15 protein-coding genes are annotated in these 14,270 nt (G+C 41.6%); all 15 read right to left on the bottom strand.

Translation table 11 applies throughout. The features are described 5' to 3' along the window. Positions 1-22: 22 nt before the first annotated feature. Positions 23-1,720: a proline--tRNA ligase gene (locus MHH54_RS08105; RefSeq protein WP_106028948.1), complete on the bottom strand. Its 1,698-nt coding sequence runs from the start codon at positions 1,718-1,720 to the stop codon at positions 23-25. Positions 1,721-1,799: 79 nt separating this feature from the next. After that, positions 1,800-3,065: an RIP metalloprotease RseP gene (gene rseP, locus MHH54_RS08100; protein ID WP_342500844.1), complete on the bottom strand. Its 1,266-nt coding sequence runs from the start codon at positions 3,063-3,065 to the stop codon at positions 1,800-1,802. Positions 3,066-3,071: 6 nt separating this feature from the next. Beyond that, positions 3,072-4,223, bottom strand: a complete 1,152-nt coding sequence (gene dxr, locus MHH54_RS08095) for a 1-deoxy-D-xylulose-5-phosphate reductoisomerase (protein WP_003211521.1) — start codon at positions 4,221-4,223, stop codon at positions 3,072-3,074. Between the two features lie 39 nt (positions 4,224-4,262). Then, positions 4,263-5,057, bottom strand: coding sequence for a phosphatidate cytidylyltransferase (locus tag MHH54_RS08090; RefSeq protein ID WP_003211667.1), 795 nt, complete (start codon positions 5,055-5,057; stop codon positions 4,263-4,265). A 12-nt stretch (positions 5,058-5,069) separates the two neighbouring features. Beyond that, entirely contained in the window at positions 5,070-5,852 is a 783-nt protein-coding gene (locus MHH54_RS08085) for an isoprenyl transferase (RefSeq protein ID WP_003212321.1), read from the bottom strand. Between the two features lie 129 nt (positions 5,853-5,981). Then, positions 5,982-6,539, bottom strand: a complete 558-nt coding sequence (frr, locus tag MHH54_RS08080) for a ribosome recycling factor (protein WP_003212469.1) — start codon at positions 6,537-6,539, stop codon at positions 5,982-5,984. Between the two features lies 1 nt (position 6,540). Then, complete coding sequence (gene pyrH, locus MHH54_RS08075) at positions 6,541-7,263, bottom strand: UMP kinase (protein WP_003210919.1); 723 nt, start codon at positions 7,261-7,263, stop codon at positions 6,541-6,543. A gap of 134 nt (positions 7,264-7,397) precedes the next feature. Next, on the bottom strand, positions 7,398-8,279 hold the full coding sequence (gene tsf, locus MHH54_RS08070) for a translation elongation factor Ts (protein WP_003211584.1): 882 nt from the start codon (positions 8,277-8,279) through the stop codon (positions 7,398-7,400). Positions 8,280-8,370: 91 nt separating this feature from the next. After that, the gene (gene rpsB / locus MHH54_RS08065; RefSeq protein WP_003212093.1) at positions 8,371-9,105 is read right to left on the bottom strand and encodes a 30S ribosomal protein S2; all 735 of its coding nucleotides are present in this window, start codon (positions 9,103-9,105) and stop codon (positions 8,371-8,373) included. A 155-nt stretch (positions 9,106-9,260) separates the two neighbouring features. Further along, positions 9,261-9,800, bottom strand: a complete 540-nt coding sequence (locus MHH54_RS08060) for a Swarming motility protein SwrB (RefSeq protein WP_106028950.1) — start codon at positions 9,798-9,800, stop codon at positions 9,261-9,263. 21 nt (positions 9,801-9,821) lie between these two features. After that, positions 9,822-10,589, bottom strand: coding sequence for a FliA/WhiG family RNA polymerase sigma factor (locus tag MHH54_RS08055; protein ID WP_012009976.1), 768 nt, complete (start codon positions 10,587-10,589; stop codon positions 9,822-9,824). A gap of 24 nt (positions 10,590-10,613) precedes the next feature. After that, positions 10,614-11,114: a chemotaxis protein CheD gene (locus MHH54_RS08050; RefSeq protein WP_003212153.1), complete on the bottom strand. Its 501-nt coding sequence runs from the start codon at positions 11,112-11,114 to the stop codon at positions 10,614-10,616. Then, a complete protein-coding gene (locus MHH54_RS08045; RefSeq protein ID WP_003211405.1) occupies positions 11,114-11,740 on the bottom strand; it encodes a chemotaxis protein CheC in 627 nt (208 codons plus the stop codon). The genes MHH54_RS08050 and MHH54_RS08045 overlap by 1 nt, the downstream gene beginning before the upstream one ends. Before the next feature lie 12 nt (positions 11,741-11,752). Beyond that, positions 11,753-12,214, bottom strand: coding sequence for a chemotaxis protein CheW (locus MHH54_RS08040; protein WP_003211606.1), 462 nt, complete (start codon positions 12,212-12,214; stop codon positions 11,753-11,755). 24 nt (positions 12,215-12,238) lie between these two features. Then, positions 12,239-14,269, bottom strand: coding sequence for a chemotaxis protein CheA (locus MHH54_RS08035; RefSeq protein WP_003212481.1), 2,031 nt, complete (start codon positions 14,267-14,269; stop codon positions 12,239-12,241). Position 14,270 lies beyond the last annotated feature (1 nt).

Here is a 14,270-nt window from a genome sequence, read left to right as displayed (position 1 = left end):
CCTTCATTTTTTTGTTCGTTTTTTATGCTTGGCGTATAAAAGAAATCAGCTCATCAACAGATACTTCGTGTGATTCCCCTGATTTTCTAAACTTCACTTCAACAATGCCTTCTTCTGAACGTTTTCCGCAGCTAATGCGAATTGGCAGCCCAATTAAATCACTGTCTGCAAATTTCACGCCTGCTCGCTCCTGACGGTCATCGAAAAGTACGTCAAAGCCCTCATCTTCTAAGCGCTCGTATAACGTTTCAGCTAGCTCTTTTTGAGCATCGTTTTTCATATTTAATGCAAGGAGATGAAGGTCATATGGCGCAACAGCTTCCGGCCAAATGATTCCTTTCTCATCGTGATGCTGTTCAACAATCGCTGAAAGCGTTCTAGAGATACCGATACCATAGCAGCCCATAATCATTGGCTGCGCTCGACCATTCTCATCAAGGTACGTCGCATCCATTGACTCAGAATAACGAGTGCCTAGTTTAAAGACTTGTCCTACTTCAATCCCTTTAGCAAACTGGATTGTGCCTTCTCCATCTGGAGAAACGTCGCCTTCTTGGATCAAACGGAGATCTGTGAATTCTTTCACTGACACATCACGCGCAGGATTGACATTGACAAAGTGATAATCCGCTTCGTTTGCACCTGCAACAGCATTTGTCATGCCTTTAACCGCAAGGTCTGCATAAATATCGACTTCTGCTTCCAGCTTCACTGGACCAACAAATCCAGGCTCTGTTCCAATGACTTCTAGTACTTCTTCGCGAGTAGCAAGCTCTACAAGCTGTGCTCCTACCAAGTTTTTCACTTTCACATCATTTACTTCATGGTCGCCTCTCGTCAGGATGAGAACATACGCATCATCTGCTTTAAACAAAACAGACTTGATACAAAGAGAAGGATCAACTTCTAAAAATCCAGCGATGTCTTGAATCGTTTTTGCTTGCGGTGTATGGACTTTTTCAAGTTCTTTGAAGTCCGCAGGATTTGTTTCTTCTCCTCGATAAACAGCTTCAGCCATTTCAATGTTCGCAGCATAGGAAGATGTATCAGAGTATGCGATTGTATCTTCTCCTACTTCTGACAGTGCCATAAACTCATGTGTATCTTTTCCTCCCATTGCACCAGAATCTGCAATAACTGGTCTAAAATTAAGACCTACTTTTGAGAATACATTGGAGTAAGCTGTAAACATCTTGTTGTAAGTGTCATCAAGGCTTTCTGGTGAAGAATGGAATGAGTACGCATCCTTCATAATAAATTCACGTCCGCGTAGTAGCCCAAAACGCGGTCTCTGTTCGTCGCGGAATTTTGATTGAATTTGATAAAGAGTTAAAGGAAGCTTCTTATACGATTTCACTTCGCTGCGTACAAGTGATGTAATCACTTCTTCGTGCGTTGGGCCAAGTGCAAACTCACGGCCATGACGATCTTTCATACGCATCAATTCTGGACCGTATGTATACCATCTTCCTGACTCTTGCCACATTTCTGCCTGCTGCAGCACTGGCATTAACAGCTCAGCTGCTCCCGCCTTTTCCATCTCCTTACGAACGATGGATTGAATATGCTGGATGACTTTATGAGCAAGCGGCAGATAATGATAGATTCCGCTTGTGTTTTGTCTAATGAACCCAGCTCTTACTAAGAGCTGGTGACTTTTTGCCTCAGCATCTGCTGGCACCTCTCGAAGAGTTGGTATGAAAGTCAGGGATTGTCTCATGTCGTTACACCTCATTTATGAAATAGGACTTCTCACAAAAACTCTTGTTTCCCGTAATGAGAAACAAGAGACATTGGTTTTATAAAAATAATCGCTGGATGTCATTCCACGTAACCACTAGCATTAACAGCATGAGGAATGCAACACCGATAAAGACAACAAGTGCTTCTTTCTCACGATTAATTGGTTTACCGCGAATGGCTTCAACAAACAAGAATAGTAAACGTCCTCCGTCTAGTGCAGGAATCGGCAATAAATTCACGATACCTAAGTTAATACTAAGGAACGCCGCAAACTGCATTAATGTTAACACACCTTGCTTAGCTACTTCTCCTGTCATGTCATAGATCCCAACAGGACCTGCTAACATATCTAGTGAAAATTGCCCTGTGACAATCTTTTGTAAGTTCGTTAAAATCAGACCTGCTGTTGAAATCACAGTCGTTCCTGAGGATGAAATAACCTTCAGAAATCCATTTTCCGTTGGCGGATAAGATCCGAAACGGCCAATGTTTTTTCCGTCTGCTTTCACAGCTTCTGGTACAACCTGCACAGTGCTTTCTTTGCCGTCTCGGTCAATGACGACATTCATTTTTTTCTCAGGGTTCTTTTGAACGGTTTGAACGACGTCTGTCCAAGAATTCATTTTATCCCCGTTAATGGACACGATGTGGTCTCCCTGCATGAGTCCAGCTTCTGCCGCTCGGCCGTCTTTCGTCAGCTTGCCGAGTACAGGATCATCAACGGTGACCCCTTGAATAAACCCTAAAGCAACCAAAATCACATACGCCAAAATAAAGTTCATAATCGGTCCAGCTGCGATCGCTTTAATACGCTGCCATACCGTTTTTGATCCAAATTGACGATTGTATGGTGCGATTTGAATTTCTTCACCATCTGCAATATAAAAGCTTGTTTGACTCACATTGTAGCCAGTCAAAATATCTTCATTTCCAGCTTCATATCCTGAGATTCTCATGGCATGATCTAAATCAATCTGCTCAACTTCGATGACAAGTGCATCAGGATATTTTTCTTTATCATTTAAAATGATTTTTTCTACTTCATTTTGCTCATTGAATAAGAGCCCCACTGTATGACCTGGTTTAATTTCAATGATTTCAGGGTCCTCTCCTGCCATTTTAACAAATCCGCCAATAGGGAGAAGTCTAATGGTATAAACGGTTTCTTTTCGTTTAAAGGAGAAAATCTTCGGCCCAAAACCAATTGCGAACTCACGGCATAAAATCCCCGCTCGCTGCGCCATAATTAAATGGCCAAGCTCGTGGAAAAAAACGAGCGTTCCAAAAATAATAATAAACGCAATCACTGTATTCACGAACATACCACCTTATGTGAGGATTGATTGAACAAAGTCTCGTGTATCTTTGTCCACTTCATGGATATCTTGCAAACTAGGCGTTGAAATCACATGATGTCTGTTTAGTGCCTTTTCAATCAATTCTTCAATTTGCAGGAATGTTACTTTGCCTTTCAGAAATGCATCGACTGCCATTTCATTTGCTGCATTGAGCACAGCAGGCATTGTCCCTCCTATTTTACCTGATTCATAAGCAAAATGTAAGCAGCGATACCTGTCAAAATCCGCTTTTTGGAAATTCAATTGTCCAATCTCCCAAAGGTTCAATGATTTTGCTTCTGGTAATGGCGCCCTGTCAGGGTATGTGAGTGCATATTGAATGGGCACTCTCATGTCAGGTGTCCCTAACTGAGCCATGACGCTTTTGTCGTGAAATTCCACCATCGAATGGATAATGCTCTCTTTATGTAACAGCACATCAATTTGTTCATACGGTATATCAAACAACCAATGTGCCTCAATCACCTCGAGCCCTTTATTCATCATCGTCGCTGAATCAATGGTAATTTTCGCTCCCATCGACCAGTTTGGGTGGTTCAGCGCTTCTTCAACCGTAACACCTTCAAGTTCAGTTCGTTTTTTATCTCGGAAACTACCACCTGAGGCTGTCACGATTAAGCGTTCAATGTTTTTAGCTTGTTCACCTTGCAGGCATTGAAAAATAGCGGAATGCTCACTATCGACAGGAAGTAAAGGTACATCATATCTTTTCGCGTACTCTTTTACTATATGACCAGCTGTCACAAGTGTTTCCTTATTTGCGAGTGCAATCGTCTTTTTTTGTTCAATGGCCTTTAATGTTGGAACAAGCCCGACACTTCCGACAAGGGCATTGACCACAACGTCCACTGCATCATAGGTCGCTGCTTCGATGTTGGCTTCATCACCAGCAGCCATTTTGACATCGTATTCAAATGAATGACCTTTTAGCGTGTGATAGGCCTCTTCACTTAAGCAACCGACAAATTCAGGCTGAAACTGTTCAATGATTGGTATGGCTTTGTCTACATTTCGGCCAAACGTCATGGCTTTTAGCTTAAATTTGTCTGGGTGCTGCCTCATCACATCTAATGTTTGTTCTCCAATTGATCCTGTTGCGCCTAATAGCGAAATATATCTCAAATTGCCACTCCTTCTCTCGTTCAATAAGTTTCTATGAGGTTAGCTGGCAAACGTTGCAAGCAATAAATATAAAAACGGCAGAACGAATAAAAAGCTGTCAAACCTGTCCAAAATCCCGCCATGTCCAGGGAGAATTGTCCCTGAATCCTTCACGTGGTAATGACGCTTTAAAGCAGATTCCACAAGGTCGCCAAGCTGTCCAAAGATACTGAGCAAAAGCGTAATAAACATAACGAGCAGATATGATGGCAAAAATCCTGTAATCGCCTGAAACACAAATGACAACACGACCGCTGTGACGATTCCGCCGATAAATCCTTCTACTGTTTTGTTTGGGCTGATCTCTGGCCAGAGCTTTCGTTTCCCCATCGATTTCCCAATAAAATAGGCACCTGAGTCAGTGGACCAAATAATCACTGCTGCGAAGAAGATCGCACTCATGCCATACAAGCCTCTAATTTGAATAAAATAATAGAAACTGACGCCAATATATAATGTCGCTAATATTACAAAAGCAACCTCATCGAATGTGAAAGAGTTTTTGCTCAACACTGTATAAGTTAAAAGAATTAAGACTGCAAATAAAGCAATCTGCATTTTTGATGCGTCTACGTTCGGGAAGAAGCTGTTCTCTCCGCCCATTAAAAGCCAAAGTAATATTAAGCTGACAATACCAGGAAAGCTGAAAATCGATATCTTTTTCATTCTTAGAAGCTCAAAGAGAGCGACACTTCCCATTAAGTAAATCAGCAGGGTAAATGGCATCTGTCCATATATAACTGCAAGTAAAAAGACTGCAGCTGCCAAAACACCCGTCAAAATTCTTTGTTTCATCTGCACCACCCTCTAAATTCCACCGAACCTCCGGCCGCGGCGCTGGTATTCTCCGATAGCGCCTATAAGATGCTCATCAGAAAAGTCAGGCCAAAGCACATCCGTAAAGACAAATTCGCTGTACGCAATTTGCCAAAGCATGAAGTTGCTTAATCTAATTTCTCCACTTGTGCGAATAAGTAAATCCGGATCTTGAAGAGATTCTGTCATTAAATAAGCTGAAAACATCTCTTCTGTGATGTCTTCTGCTTGAAGCTTACCTTCTTTGACTTTTTCAGAAATTTGTCTGCATGCGGAGACGATTTCTGTGCGCCCTCCATAGTTGAGCGCAAAATTCAAAATGAGCCCGTCGTTATTCGTCGTACTCTTTACTGCGTTCTCTACCGCTCTTTTCGTATGCTGCGGGAGGCCGTCTGGATCACCTGTTAAGCGAACACGGACATTTTCCTCGATGAGCTCGGGCAGGTAGATGTTTAAAAATTCTTCAGGAAGTTTCATTAAAAAGTCAACTTCTAGTTTTGGACGCTTCCAATTTTCTGTAGAGAAAGCATACAAAGTCAGCACTTTGACATTCAGCTCATTTGCAAGCTTTGTCATGCGCTTGACGACTTTCATTCCTTCATGATGTCCTGCTACCCGCGGAAGAGCACGTTTTTTTGCCCATCTTCCGTTCCCATCCATGATAATGGCGATATGTTCAGGAATTTCTCCATTTAATATGTCTTCTTTTGTCAGACTTTCTAAGTTGGAAGCTGCAGTTTGCTGATTCTTCCAATTTTTGAGTATATTGAGCATGAGATTCCTCCATCACCCAAAAAGGTTGCGTTTCCGCTAATAATATAGTCACCAACAGTATTAACAAAAAAACCCCCTGTAAACATGAAGAGGGTCTTTTCACTATTATCTATTGTACATAGTTTTTTCTTAAACTTCCATGATTTCTTTTTCTTTATCTTTCGTCACGTCATCAATTTTAGCGACATATTCATCTGTCAATTTTTGAACATCCTCTGTTGATGATCTTAATTCATCTTCAGTGATCTCACCATTTTTCTCGAGCTTTTTCAACTCATCGTTTGCATCACGACGAACATTACGAACAGCTACTTTTGCTTCTTCTGAATATTTTCTTACCACTTTCACAAGCTCTTTACGTCTTTCTTCTGTTAGTGCAGGAATCGCAATACGGATCACATTTCCGTCACTTGTTGGCGTGATGCCAAGATCAGACTTTTGGATCGATTTTTCAATATCACCGATAGCTGTTTTATCATAAGGTGTGATAATCAGCATACGTGCTTCTGGCACTGTGATTGACGCGATTTGGTTAAGTGGTGTTTGTGCACCGTAATAATCAACCGTCACTTTATCAAGCAATGAAGCATTTGCTCTGCCCGCACGAACAGTTGCAAGTTCACGTCCGTATGCTTGAACGGCTTTTTCCATTTTTTCTTTCGTTTGGTTCAATACTTCTTTTGACACGTTATTTCCCCCTCACAATCGTTCCAATTGATTCGCCATTTACGGCACGTTTAATATTTCCTTCTTCCATAATAGAGAATACGATTAATGGAATGTCATTGTCCATACATAATGAGGACGCAGTAGAATCCATTACTGCAAGCCCTTCTTTTAGCACATCAAGATATGAAAGCTTGTCATATTTTACTGCATCCGCATCTGTACGAGGATCAGCACTGTAGACACCGTCTACATTATTTTTTGCCATTAAAATGACATCTGCTTCAATTTCTGCTGCACGAAGTGCTGCCGTTGTATCTGTAGAGAAATAAGGGTTACCAGTACCTGCAGCAAAAATTACGACACGTTTCTTCTCAAGATGACGGATCGCTTTTCTTCTTATGTATGGTTCTGCAACCTGTCTCATTTCGATAGAGGTTTGTACCCTAGACTGAATGCCAAGCGTTTCTAGGCTGTCTTGTAGCGCGAGTGAATTCATCACTGTTGCCAACATGCCCATGTAGTCTGCTGTTGCACGGTCCATTCCTAAGTCACTACCTGTCTTACCGCGCCAAAGGTTTCCTCCGCCTACAACAACTGCAACCTCAACATCTAGCTCTGCAATTTCTTTTACTTGCTTTGCAATTGAATGAATGACAGTTGGGTTAATTCCATTTCCAGCATCACCTGCTAGTGCTTCGCCACTTAGCTTCAGTACAATGCGATTATATTTCGGTTTGCTCATGATAACCTCCAAGTGTAAACTATACCGTCTCTTATTATGCGTAAGAAACTGCCTTTTGTAAATCAATATCCTCTAAAAAATAGGGAACACAGTGCTTGTGCTCCCTAAAAAAGCCCCAGAGAGCTTTTCAAACATTATTTTTTCACTTGGCTCATCACTTCTTCAGCAAAGTTGTCTTGACGCTTCTCGATGCCTTCGCCCACTTCATAGCGAACATAAGTTTGAACGCTTGCGTTTTTCGCAGCTACTACTTGTTTCACTTTTTCATCTGGGTTTTTAACGAAAGCTTGGTCAAGTAAGCAAATTTCTTCGAAGAATTTGTTTAGACGGCCTTCTACCATTTTAGCTACGATGTTTTCAGGTTTTCCTTCTTGAAGCGCTTGCTGCGTTAATACTTCGCGCTCACGGTTTGCTTCTTCTTCTGACACTTGGTCACGAGAAATGTATTTAGGGTTTACAGCAGCAACGTGCATTGCGATGTCTCTTGCAAGCTCTTCGTCAGTTGTTCCGTTAAGAACAGCTAACACACCGATGCGTCCGCCCATGTGTAAGTAAGAACCGAATGCTGCGTTATCTTCTTTCGTGATAACAGAGAAACGACGTAGAGTGATTTTCTCTCCGATTTTCGCAATCGCAGATGTGATATGCTCTTCAACTGTTGAACCGTTTTCCATTTTAGAAGCATGAGCTTCTTCAATTGTTGCAGGTTTAGCAGCAAGCAAATGATCAGCAAGTTCGTTAAGAAGTGATTGGAACCCTTCGTTTTTCGAAACGAAATCAGTCTCAGAGTTCACTTCTAGGATCACGCCTGTGTTGCCGTCAGTTTTGATAAGAGTTAATCCTTCTGCAGCAATACGGTCTGCTTTTTTCGCAGCTTTTGCAATTCCTTTTTCTCTTAGAAGATCGATTGCTTTGTCGATGTCACCATCAGTTTCTGTTAACGCTTTTTTACAGTCCATCATACCTGCACCAGTTTTTTGACGCAGTTCTTTAACTAATTGAGCAGTAATAGCCATTTTACATTTCCTCCTTCTATGTTAAAACACGGATTACTAGGTGAAAAAAAGGTGATAAAAGGCATTTCCCTCTTATCACCTTTTGAATAGGTTACGCAGTTGTTGTTTCAGTTTCTGTCGTTTCTTCTACAACAGCTTCTTCTTCGCCTTGTTTAGACTCAAGAATCGCATCTGCCATTTTAGCAGTTAGAAGTTTTACAGCACGGATTGCATCATCGTTTGCAGGGATCACAACATCAATTTCGTCTGGATCACAGTTTGTGTCAACGATACCGATGATTGGGATATTCAATTTACGAGCTTCTGCAACTGCAATACGCTCTTTACGAGGGTCGATAATGAAAAGTGCATCCGGAAGACCTTTCATGTCTTTGATTCCGCCTAGGAATTTTTCAAGACGTTCTAATTCTTTTTTCAGTTGAACGACTTCTTTCTTAGGAAGAACATCGAATGTACCGTTTTCTTGCATTTTTTCAATATCTTTTAAACGTTTGATACGTTTTTGGATTGTTTCAAAGTTTGTTAAAGTTCCACCAAGCCAGCGTTGGTTCACATAGAACATACCAGAACGGATTGCTTCTTCTTTCACTGAATCTTGTGCTTGCTTTTTCGTACCAACGAAAAGGATTTTTCCTCCGTCAGCAGCAAGGTTTTTCGTGAAGTTGTAAGCTTCCTCTACTTTTTTCACCGTTTTTTGAAGATCGATGATGTAGATACCGTTACGCTCTGTAAAGATGTAACGCTTCATTTTTGGGTTCCAGCGGCGCGTTTGGTGACCGAAGTGAACACCAGCTTCTAGCAATTGTTTCATAGAAATAACTGACATGTTGTTGCCTCCTAATATAATGGTTTTTTTTCCTCCGCTCAAGTCATGTTCACATAAAACTGCGCCACGGCAGCACCTTCATATGAATCATTAAGCGTGTGTATTTAACACCAAGAAATAATATAACACATGATGGACTGACAATCAAGAATCCTTTACAGCTTTCCGCTAAATTTTAATAAAAGCTCGATTTCTGTCTTGCCCGTTTTCAGTTCTTTCGCTATTTCTTCTAGCGAATGCCCTTGGTCATATAAGGTCTTCACTTGGTCCTCGAATGTTTCTTCTACTTCACTTTCAGAAGACGCAGAAGCGTCTGATTCAAGATGTGGAACGGGTTCGTTTACCTTCTCTTCCTGCACTTCGACTTCGCTAAGGAGAGCCGACAAGTGCTCTGGTACTGGATCTTCACTTTCTACCGATTGCTGGGATTCAATTGGTGTTTGTGGCTGCTTTGGTGTCTGAAAATCTGTTTTCAGCTCTTCAGCAGAAAAATCAGGGGAAGCGGCTGCCACTTTTGATAGTTTGTCATTCTCTTCTTTGACTTCCATCAAAAATGCAGCCAGGGTATTTTCCGTTTCTTCTAGAAGTTCTCGCTGCTTTTGTTCAGTTGCCTTCAGCGAATTCATTCTCGTATATAAAATGATCACAAAATAAATAAGTGCAGCATGAAGCATGAAGCTAATCAGCCATAACATATTTTTTCACTCACTAACTCTTTAAGATTGAATGGCTTTATCAAGCAGATGCTTAAGCTTGAACAATGCCTTTGAATGAATTTGCGAAATGCGTGAGGTCGATAAATTGAGCACGTGACCGATTTCCGTTAACGTCAGTTCCTCTTTATAGAAAAGACTGATCACGAGCTTTTCTTTTTCAGATAGCTCGGTCATTTTTTCAGCAAGCTGTTCTATTAATTCATCTTTCAGCATCTTCTCTTCAGGTGTCACAGTTTTCTCGTCGCGAATCATGACTTGGACGTTTTCACCGTCTTCTTGATCATGCAGCTTCTCGTCGATTGAAAGCAGATTTGCAAAGAAACCTTCATTCATTGTTGTGACAACATCCTGTTCACTCATGCCAAGTTCCTCTGCCACTTCTGTCGGCGTCACATTTCGTAAATAGCGTTGTTCAAGCTTTTCAATAGCCGCTTCTACTTTTTTTGTTTTTTCTCTTGATGTACGAGGCAGCCAGTCCTCTTTACGAAGACCGTCGATGATGGCCCCGCGGATTCTGAAGGATGCATATGTATCAAACTTCAGATCTCTTCCGGGGTCGAATTTTTCAAGGGCATCATATAAACCGAGCATCCCTAGACTGATCAAGTCTTCTTTATGCACTGACTTCGGGAGACCGATGGAAATTCTTCCAACATGATATGTGACGAGCGGCATATAGCGGCGCATAAGATCATCTCCAGCAGCTGGGTCCTTCCACTCTTTCCATCTAGCCCATAGCGCCTGATCTTCGTAATTTAAGGATTGCATCTTTCTCCCCCTATACTTCCTTAGTTATATCTTCATAATGCCTTGCTTCACAGTGCGGATCTCAAGCTCTGTCGTAAGCGGGTCAAATTCAATCGTACGACCATTGTTCCCGCCCGTATCCTCACTAATGATCGGGATGCGATAAAGAGACAGATGTTCTTTAACAGCTGATACGTTTCTAGGTCCAATTCTCATCAGATCATTGGTTGACTTAAACTTAAACATTTCTGCGCCACCAGCAAGTTTTGCCTTTAGCGCATGTTTGCGCGCTCCTTCTTTAAGGAGCAGATCAATTGTATGCTTGACACCTGTATCTGCATATTTAGCCAAGTTCTCCACTGCCCCTTTTGCAAGGGATGAGTCTGGAAGCATGACATGGACAAGACCTGCCAGTTTTTTTTCTTGATCAAACAGAACAAGCCCTACACAAGAACCAAGTCCGGATGTCCGAATGCGGTCCGGTGTTTTCACAAGCTGAACATCCGCTATACCAACCTTTACAACTGCTGGAATCTGAACGTTCATTAAAGGTTACCTAATGCTTTGAATAGTTTTTCAAACGATTCAAAGTCTGGTAATAGAAACATATTTCCTTTCAGCTCTTGCTTATTTTGATCATCAAAAATTGATGTATCAATCACAATTGCCTGATCACCTAGAGGACTGAATTGCATTAACCCTTCGCTAATGACAGCCCCGAACATATCGAGCGTAACATCTGGAACACTTGGGTGAAGCTGCAATTTTGTTAAATCGGCAAGGGCTGATAAATAAGAGCCTGCTAAAATATTTCCCAGCTCGTGTAGTGCTGACGTCCCCATCACATGCTCGTGAATGGTATCAATATCAAATGCTGGATCTCGTACAAGCTCTCTTACAAATTGCTCAGCTTGCTCAAAGGGCATAATGAAAAAGATAGAGCCAGATAAATCTCCTTCCATTCGCAGGAAAATGCTTGCAACTGGGAGGTCTGCACCGCCAAAGAAATCCATTAATTCTTCAAACGAGAGAACCTTGACAAACGGAACAGCCATATCTATTTTGCGATCCAAAAGGCTGGCAAGAGCAGACGCGGCGTGGCCTGCTCCAATATTCCCTACCTCTCTTAATACATCCAGCTGTTCATCTTTTATTTCATTGAAAATGCTCATTTCACATCCTCCTTAATGAACAGGTGCATCTTGAACGCTCTTGTCGAGGACAGCACCAGGGTGAATGATATTAAATAGACGCTGATCATGCTTAATGATACCTGTTACCCATGATTGTCCTTCTTTTTCAGCTGACTCAGGAGAAGATTCTACTTCTTCTTGATGGACTGTAATGACATCATTCGCTTCATCAACAATCCAGCCGACTTCAATGTCACCAACTTGTACAATAATCATTCTTGTTTCATCTGTAATTTCGTTGTCACTTGATCCAAGTCTCACTCTAAGATCGATGACAGGCGTCACGACACCGCGCAGATTAATAACACCGCATATATAAGGGGCAACGCCAGGGACTCTTGTCGGCTGCTGCCATTTTTCAATGGACTTTACTTCTGATACTGAAATGGCGTATTCTTTTTTGTTTACGATAAACACAATCATCTTTTCGCCAGTTTTGATATCTGTACTCATTTCAGACCGCTCCTCTATTGTTTTTTACTTGATCAGTGCATTACAGTCAACGATGAGTGCAACTTGACCGTCGCCTAGGATTGTTGCGCCTGAGATCGCAAACACGTTTGGCAGGTAATCTCCTAGTGATTTCAATACAACCTCTTGCTGACCAATAAATGAATCGACCACAAATGCTGTCAGCTTATCTCCTTTACGAACAACGATGATGTGCAGTTCTTCCTCTAATTCATTCGCATTTGGTACGTGGAATTGTTTCTTCAAGTACACGACCGGTACGATAAATCCGCGGAAATCAATTACTTCGCGATCATGCGTTTGAAGGATGTCGCTTTTCTTAATGACAGCCGTTTCAATAATAGAAGAAATCGGAATCGCAAATGTTTCCTCTTCCAGTTTTACAAGAAGTACAGAAATAATCGATAATGTAAGCGGAAGCTGGATCGAGAATAGTGAGCCCTGTCCTTCTGTTGAGTTGATGCTTACAGATCCGCCTAGTGATTCCAGCTTGTTTTTCACGACGTCAAGACCTACACCGCGGCCTGAGATGTCAGATATCTCATCAGCTGTAGAGAATCCTGCTGCAAAGATCAATGAATCAATTTGATGATCTTCAATGGTTTCCGCTTCTCTTTCTGTAATAACCCCGCGCTCTAATGCTTTTTCAAGCACTTTCTTACGGTTAATTCCGCCGCCATCATCTTCTACTTCAATGAAGACGTGGTTTCCGCTATGATACGCCTTTAATAGAACGGTTCCTTTTTCTGGCTTGCCTTTTTTCACACGTTCTTCTGGCGATTCAATTCCGTGATCTAGACTGTTTCTAAGTAAGTGTAGGAGCGGATCTCCAATCTCGTCGATGACTGTTCGATCAAGCTCAGTATCAGCACCTTCAATGATCAGTTCAATTTTTTTATTGAGCTCTTTCGTCAATTGACGGATCATACGCGGGAACCTGTTAAACACCGTTTCTACAGGTACCATTCTCATGTTCAGGATGATCGATTGCAGATCGCCTGAAATACGTGTCATTCTTTCGACCGTATCAGTGAGTTCGTTATTTTCAAGCTCTTTGGCAATCTGTTCTAAACGGCCTCTGTCAATCACCAGTTCTTCAAATAGATTCATAAGAGAGTCTAGACGATCGATGTTGACACGAATCGTTTTTGTGCCTCCTGCAGCTGAACCGTTATTGCCATTTGCTTTTGGTGCATCGTTTGCTGGTGCTTTCGCAGCAGGCACGGAGACTTCTTCTTTTTTCTGTTCAGGTTTTGCTTCTTGTTTTTCAGCTGGATTCGCTTCTTCAAATGCAGAAACTTCTGAGATCTCAACTTGTTCAACTTCTGAGATCGTCATCACGATTTTTTTCACTTCGTCCATCGGTTGTTTAGATAAATAAGAAATACTGAATTCAGATTCGAAATCTTCTGATTCTAAAAGTTCTGCATTTGGAACTGTTTTGACGACCTCGCCTGCTTCGTTCAGTCTTTCAAAGATCATATAGACACGAACGGCTTTTAATAGGCATGCGTCACTTAATGTTACATTGAGTTCATAGCATTTAAAGCCTTGTTCTCTCGCTTCATCAAGCACTGTTCGTTCAAATTCGTTATAGTCTAAGTCATTAGCAGCAGCCGCTGATACAGCCGCTGTTTCAACACTAGGAGCTGCCTCAGCATGGCTTCCTGTCACATCTAGCTTTTTACTAATCTCTGTGACATCGCGTTTCCCATCTCCGCCTTCTGCAATTGATTGAACCATTGCTTCAAGGTGATCAAGTGCTTCAAACATTGTGTCCATTGACTCAGGTGTGACAATCATTTGTTCATTTCGAATGGCATCAAACATGTTTTCTAAATGATGTGTTAGCTGAGCCATATCAGCGTAGCCCATCGTTGCACTCATGCCTTTCAATGTGTGAGCCGCTCTGAATATATCATTCACTAGCTGCAAGTCGGTTGGGTTCTTTTCTAAATCAAGAAGTTTTTCATTACAAGTTTGTAAGTGTTCTCTGCTTTCATCTAAAAAGATATCTAAGTATTGGTTTACATCCAAC

It is taken from the genome of Bacillus sp. FSL K6-4563 (genome assembly GCF_038630405.1).
In the GTDB taxonomy this organism is placed as follows: Bacteria; Bacillota; Bacilli; order Bacillales; family Bacillaceae; genus Bacillus; species Bacillus pumilus.
This window is presented reverse-complemented; position numbering and strand designations above follow the sequence as displayed.

What these genes read in the sequence shown, in the direction of transcription:
- MHH54_RS08050 (WP_003212153.1), bottom strand. Translation starts at nt 11,114, where the DNA reads ATGAACGTTCAGATTCCAGCAGTTGTAAAGGTTGGTATAGCGGATGTT.
- MHH54_RS08055 (WP_012009976.1), bottom strand. Translation starts at nt 10,589, where the DNA reads ATGCAATCCTTAAATTACGAAGATCAGGCGCTATGGGCTAGATGGAAA.
- tsf (WP_003211584.1), bottom strand. Translation starts at nt 8,279, where the DNA reads ATGGCTATTACTGCTCAATTAGTTAAAGAACTGCGTCAAAAAACTGGT.
- MHH54_RS08090 (WP_003211667.1), bottom strand. Translation starts at nt 5,057, where the DNA reads ATGAAACAAAGAATTTTGACGGGTGTTTTGGCAGCTGCAGTCTTTTTA.
- MHH54_RS08040 (WP_003211606.1), bottom strand. Translation starts at nt 12,214, where the DNA reads ATGAGTACAGATATCAAAACTGGCGAAAAGATGATTGTGTTTATCGTA.
- MHH54_RS08045 (WP_003211405.1), bottom strand. Translation starts at nt 11,740, where the DNA reads ATGAGCATTTTCAATGAAATAAAAGATGAACAGCTGGATGTATTAAGA.
- MHH54_RS08085 (WP_003212321.1), bottom strand. Translation starts at nt 5,852, where the DNA reads ATGCTCAATATACTCAAAAATTGGAAGAATCAGCAAACTGCAGCTTCC.
- MHH54_RS08060 (WP_106028950.1), bottom strand. Translation starts at nt 9,800, where the DNA reads ATGTTATGGCTGATTAGCTTCATGCTTCATGCTGCACTTATTTATTTT.
- rseP (WP_342500844.1), bottom strand. Translation starts at nt 3,065, where the DNA reads ATGTTCGTGAATACAGTGATTGCGTTTATTATTATTTTTGGAACGCTC.
- MHH54_RS08105 (WP_106028948.1), bottom strand. Translation starts at nt 1,720, where the DNA reads ATGAGACAATCCCTGACTTTCATACCAACTCTTCGAGAGGTGCCAGCA.
- rpsB (WP_003212093.1), bottom strand. Translation starts at nt 9,105, where the DNA reads ATGTCAGTTATTTCTATGAAACAATTGCTAGAAGCTGGTGTTCACTTC.
- pyrH (WP_003210919.1), bottom strand. Translation starts at nt 7,263, where the DNA reads ATGAGCAAACCGAAATATAATCGCATTGTACTGAAGCTAAGTGGCGAA.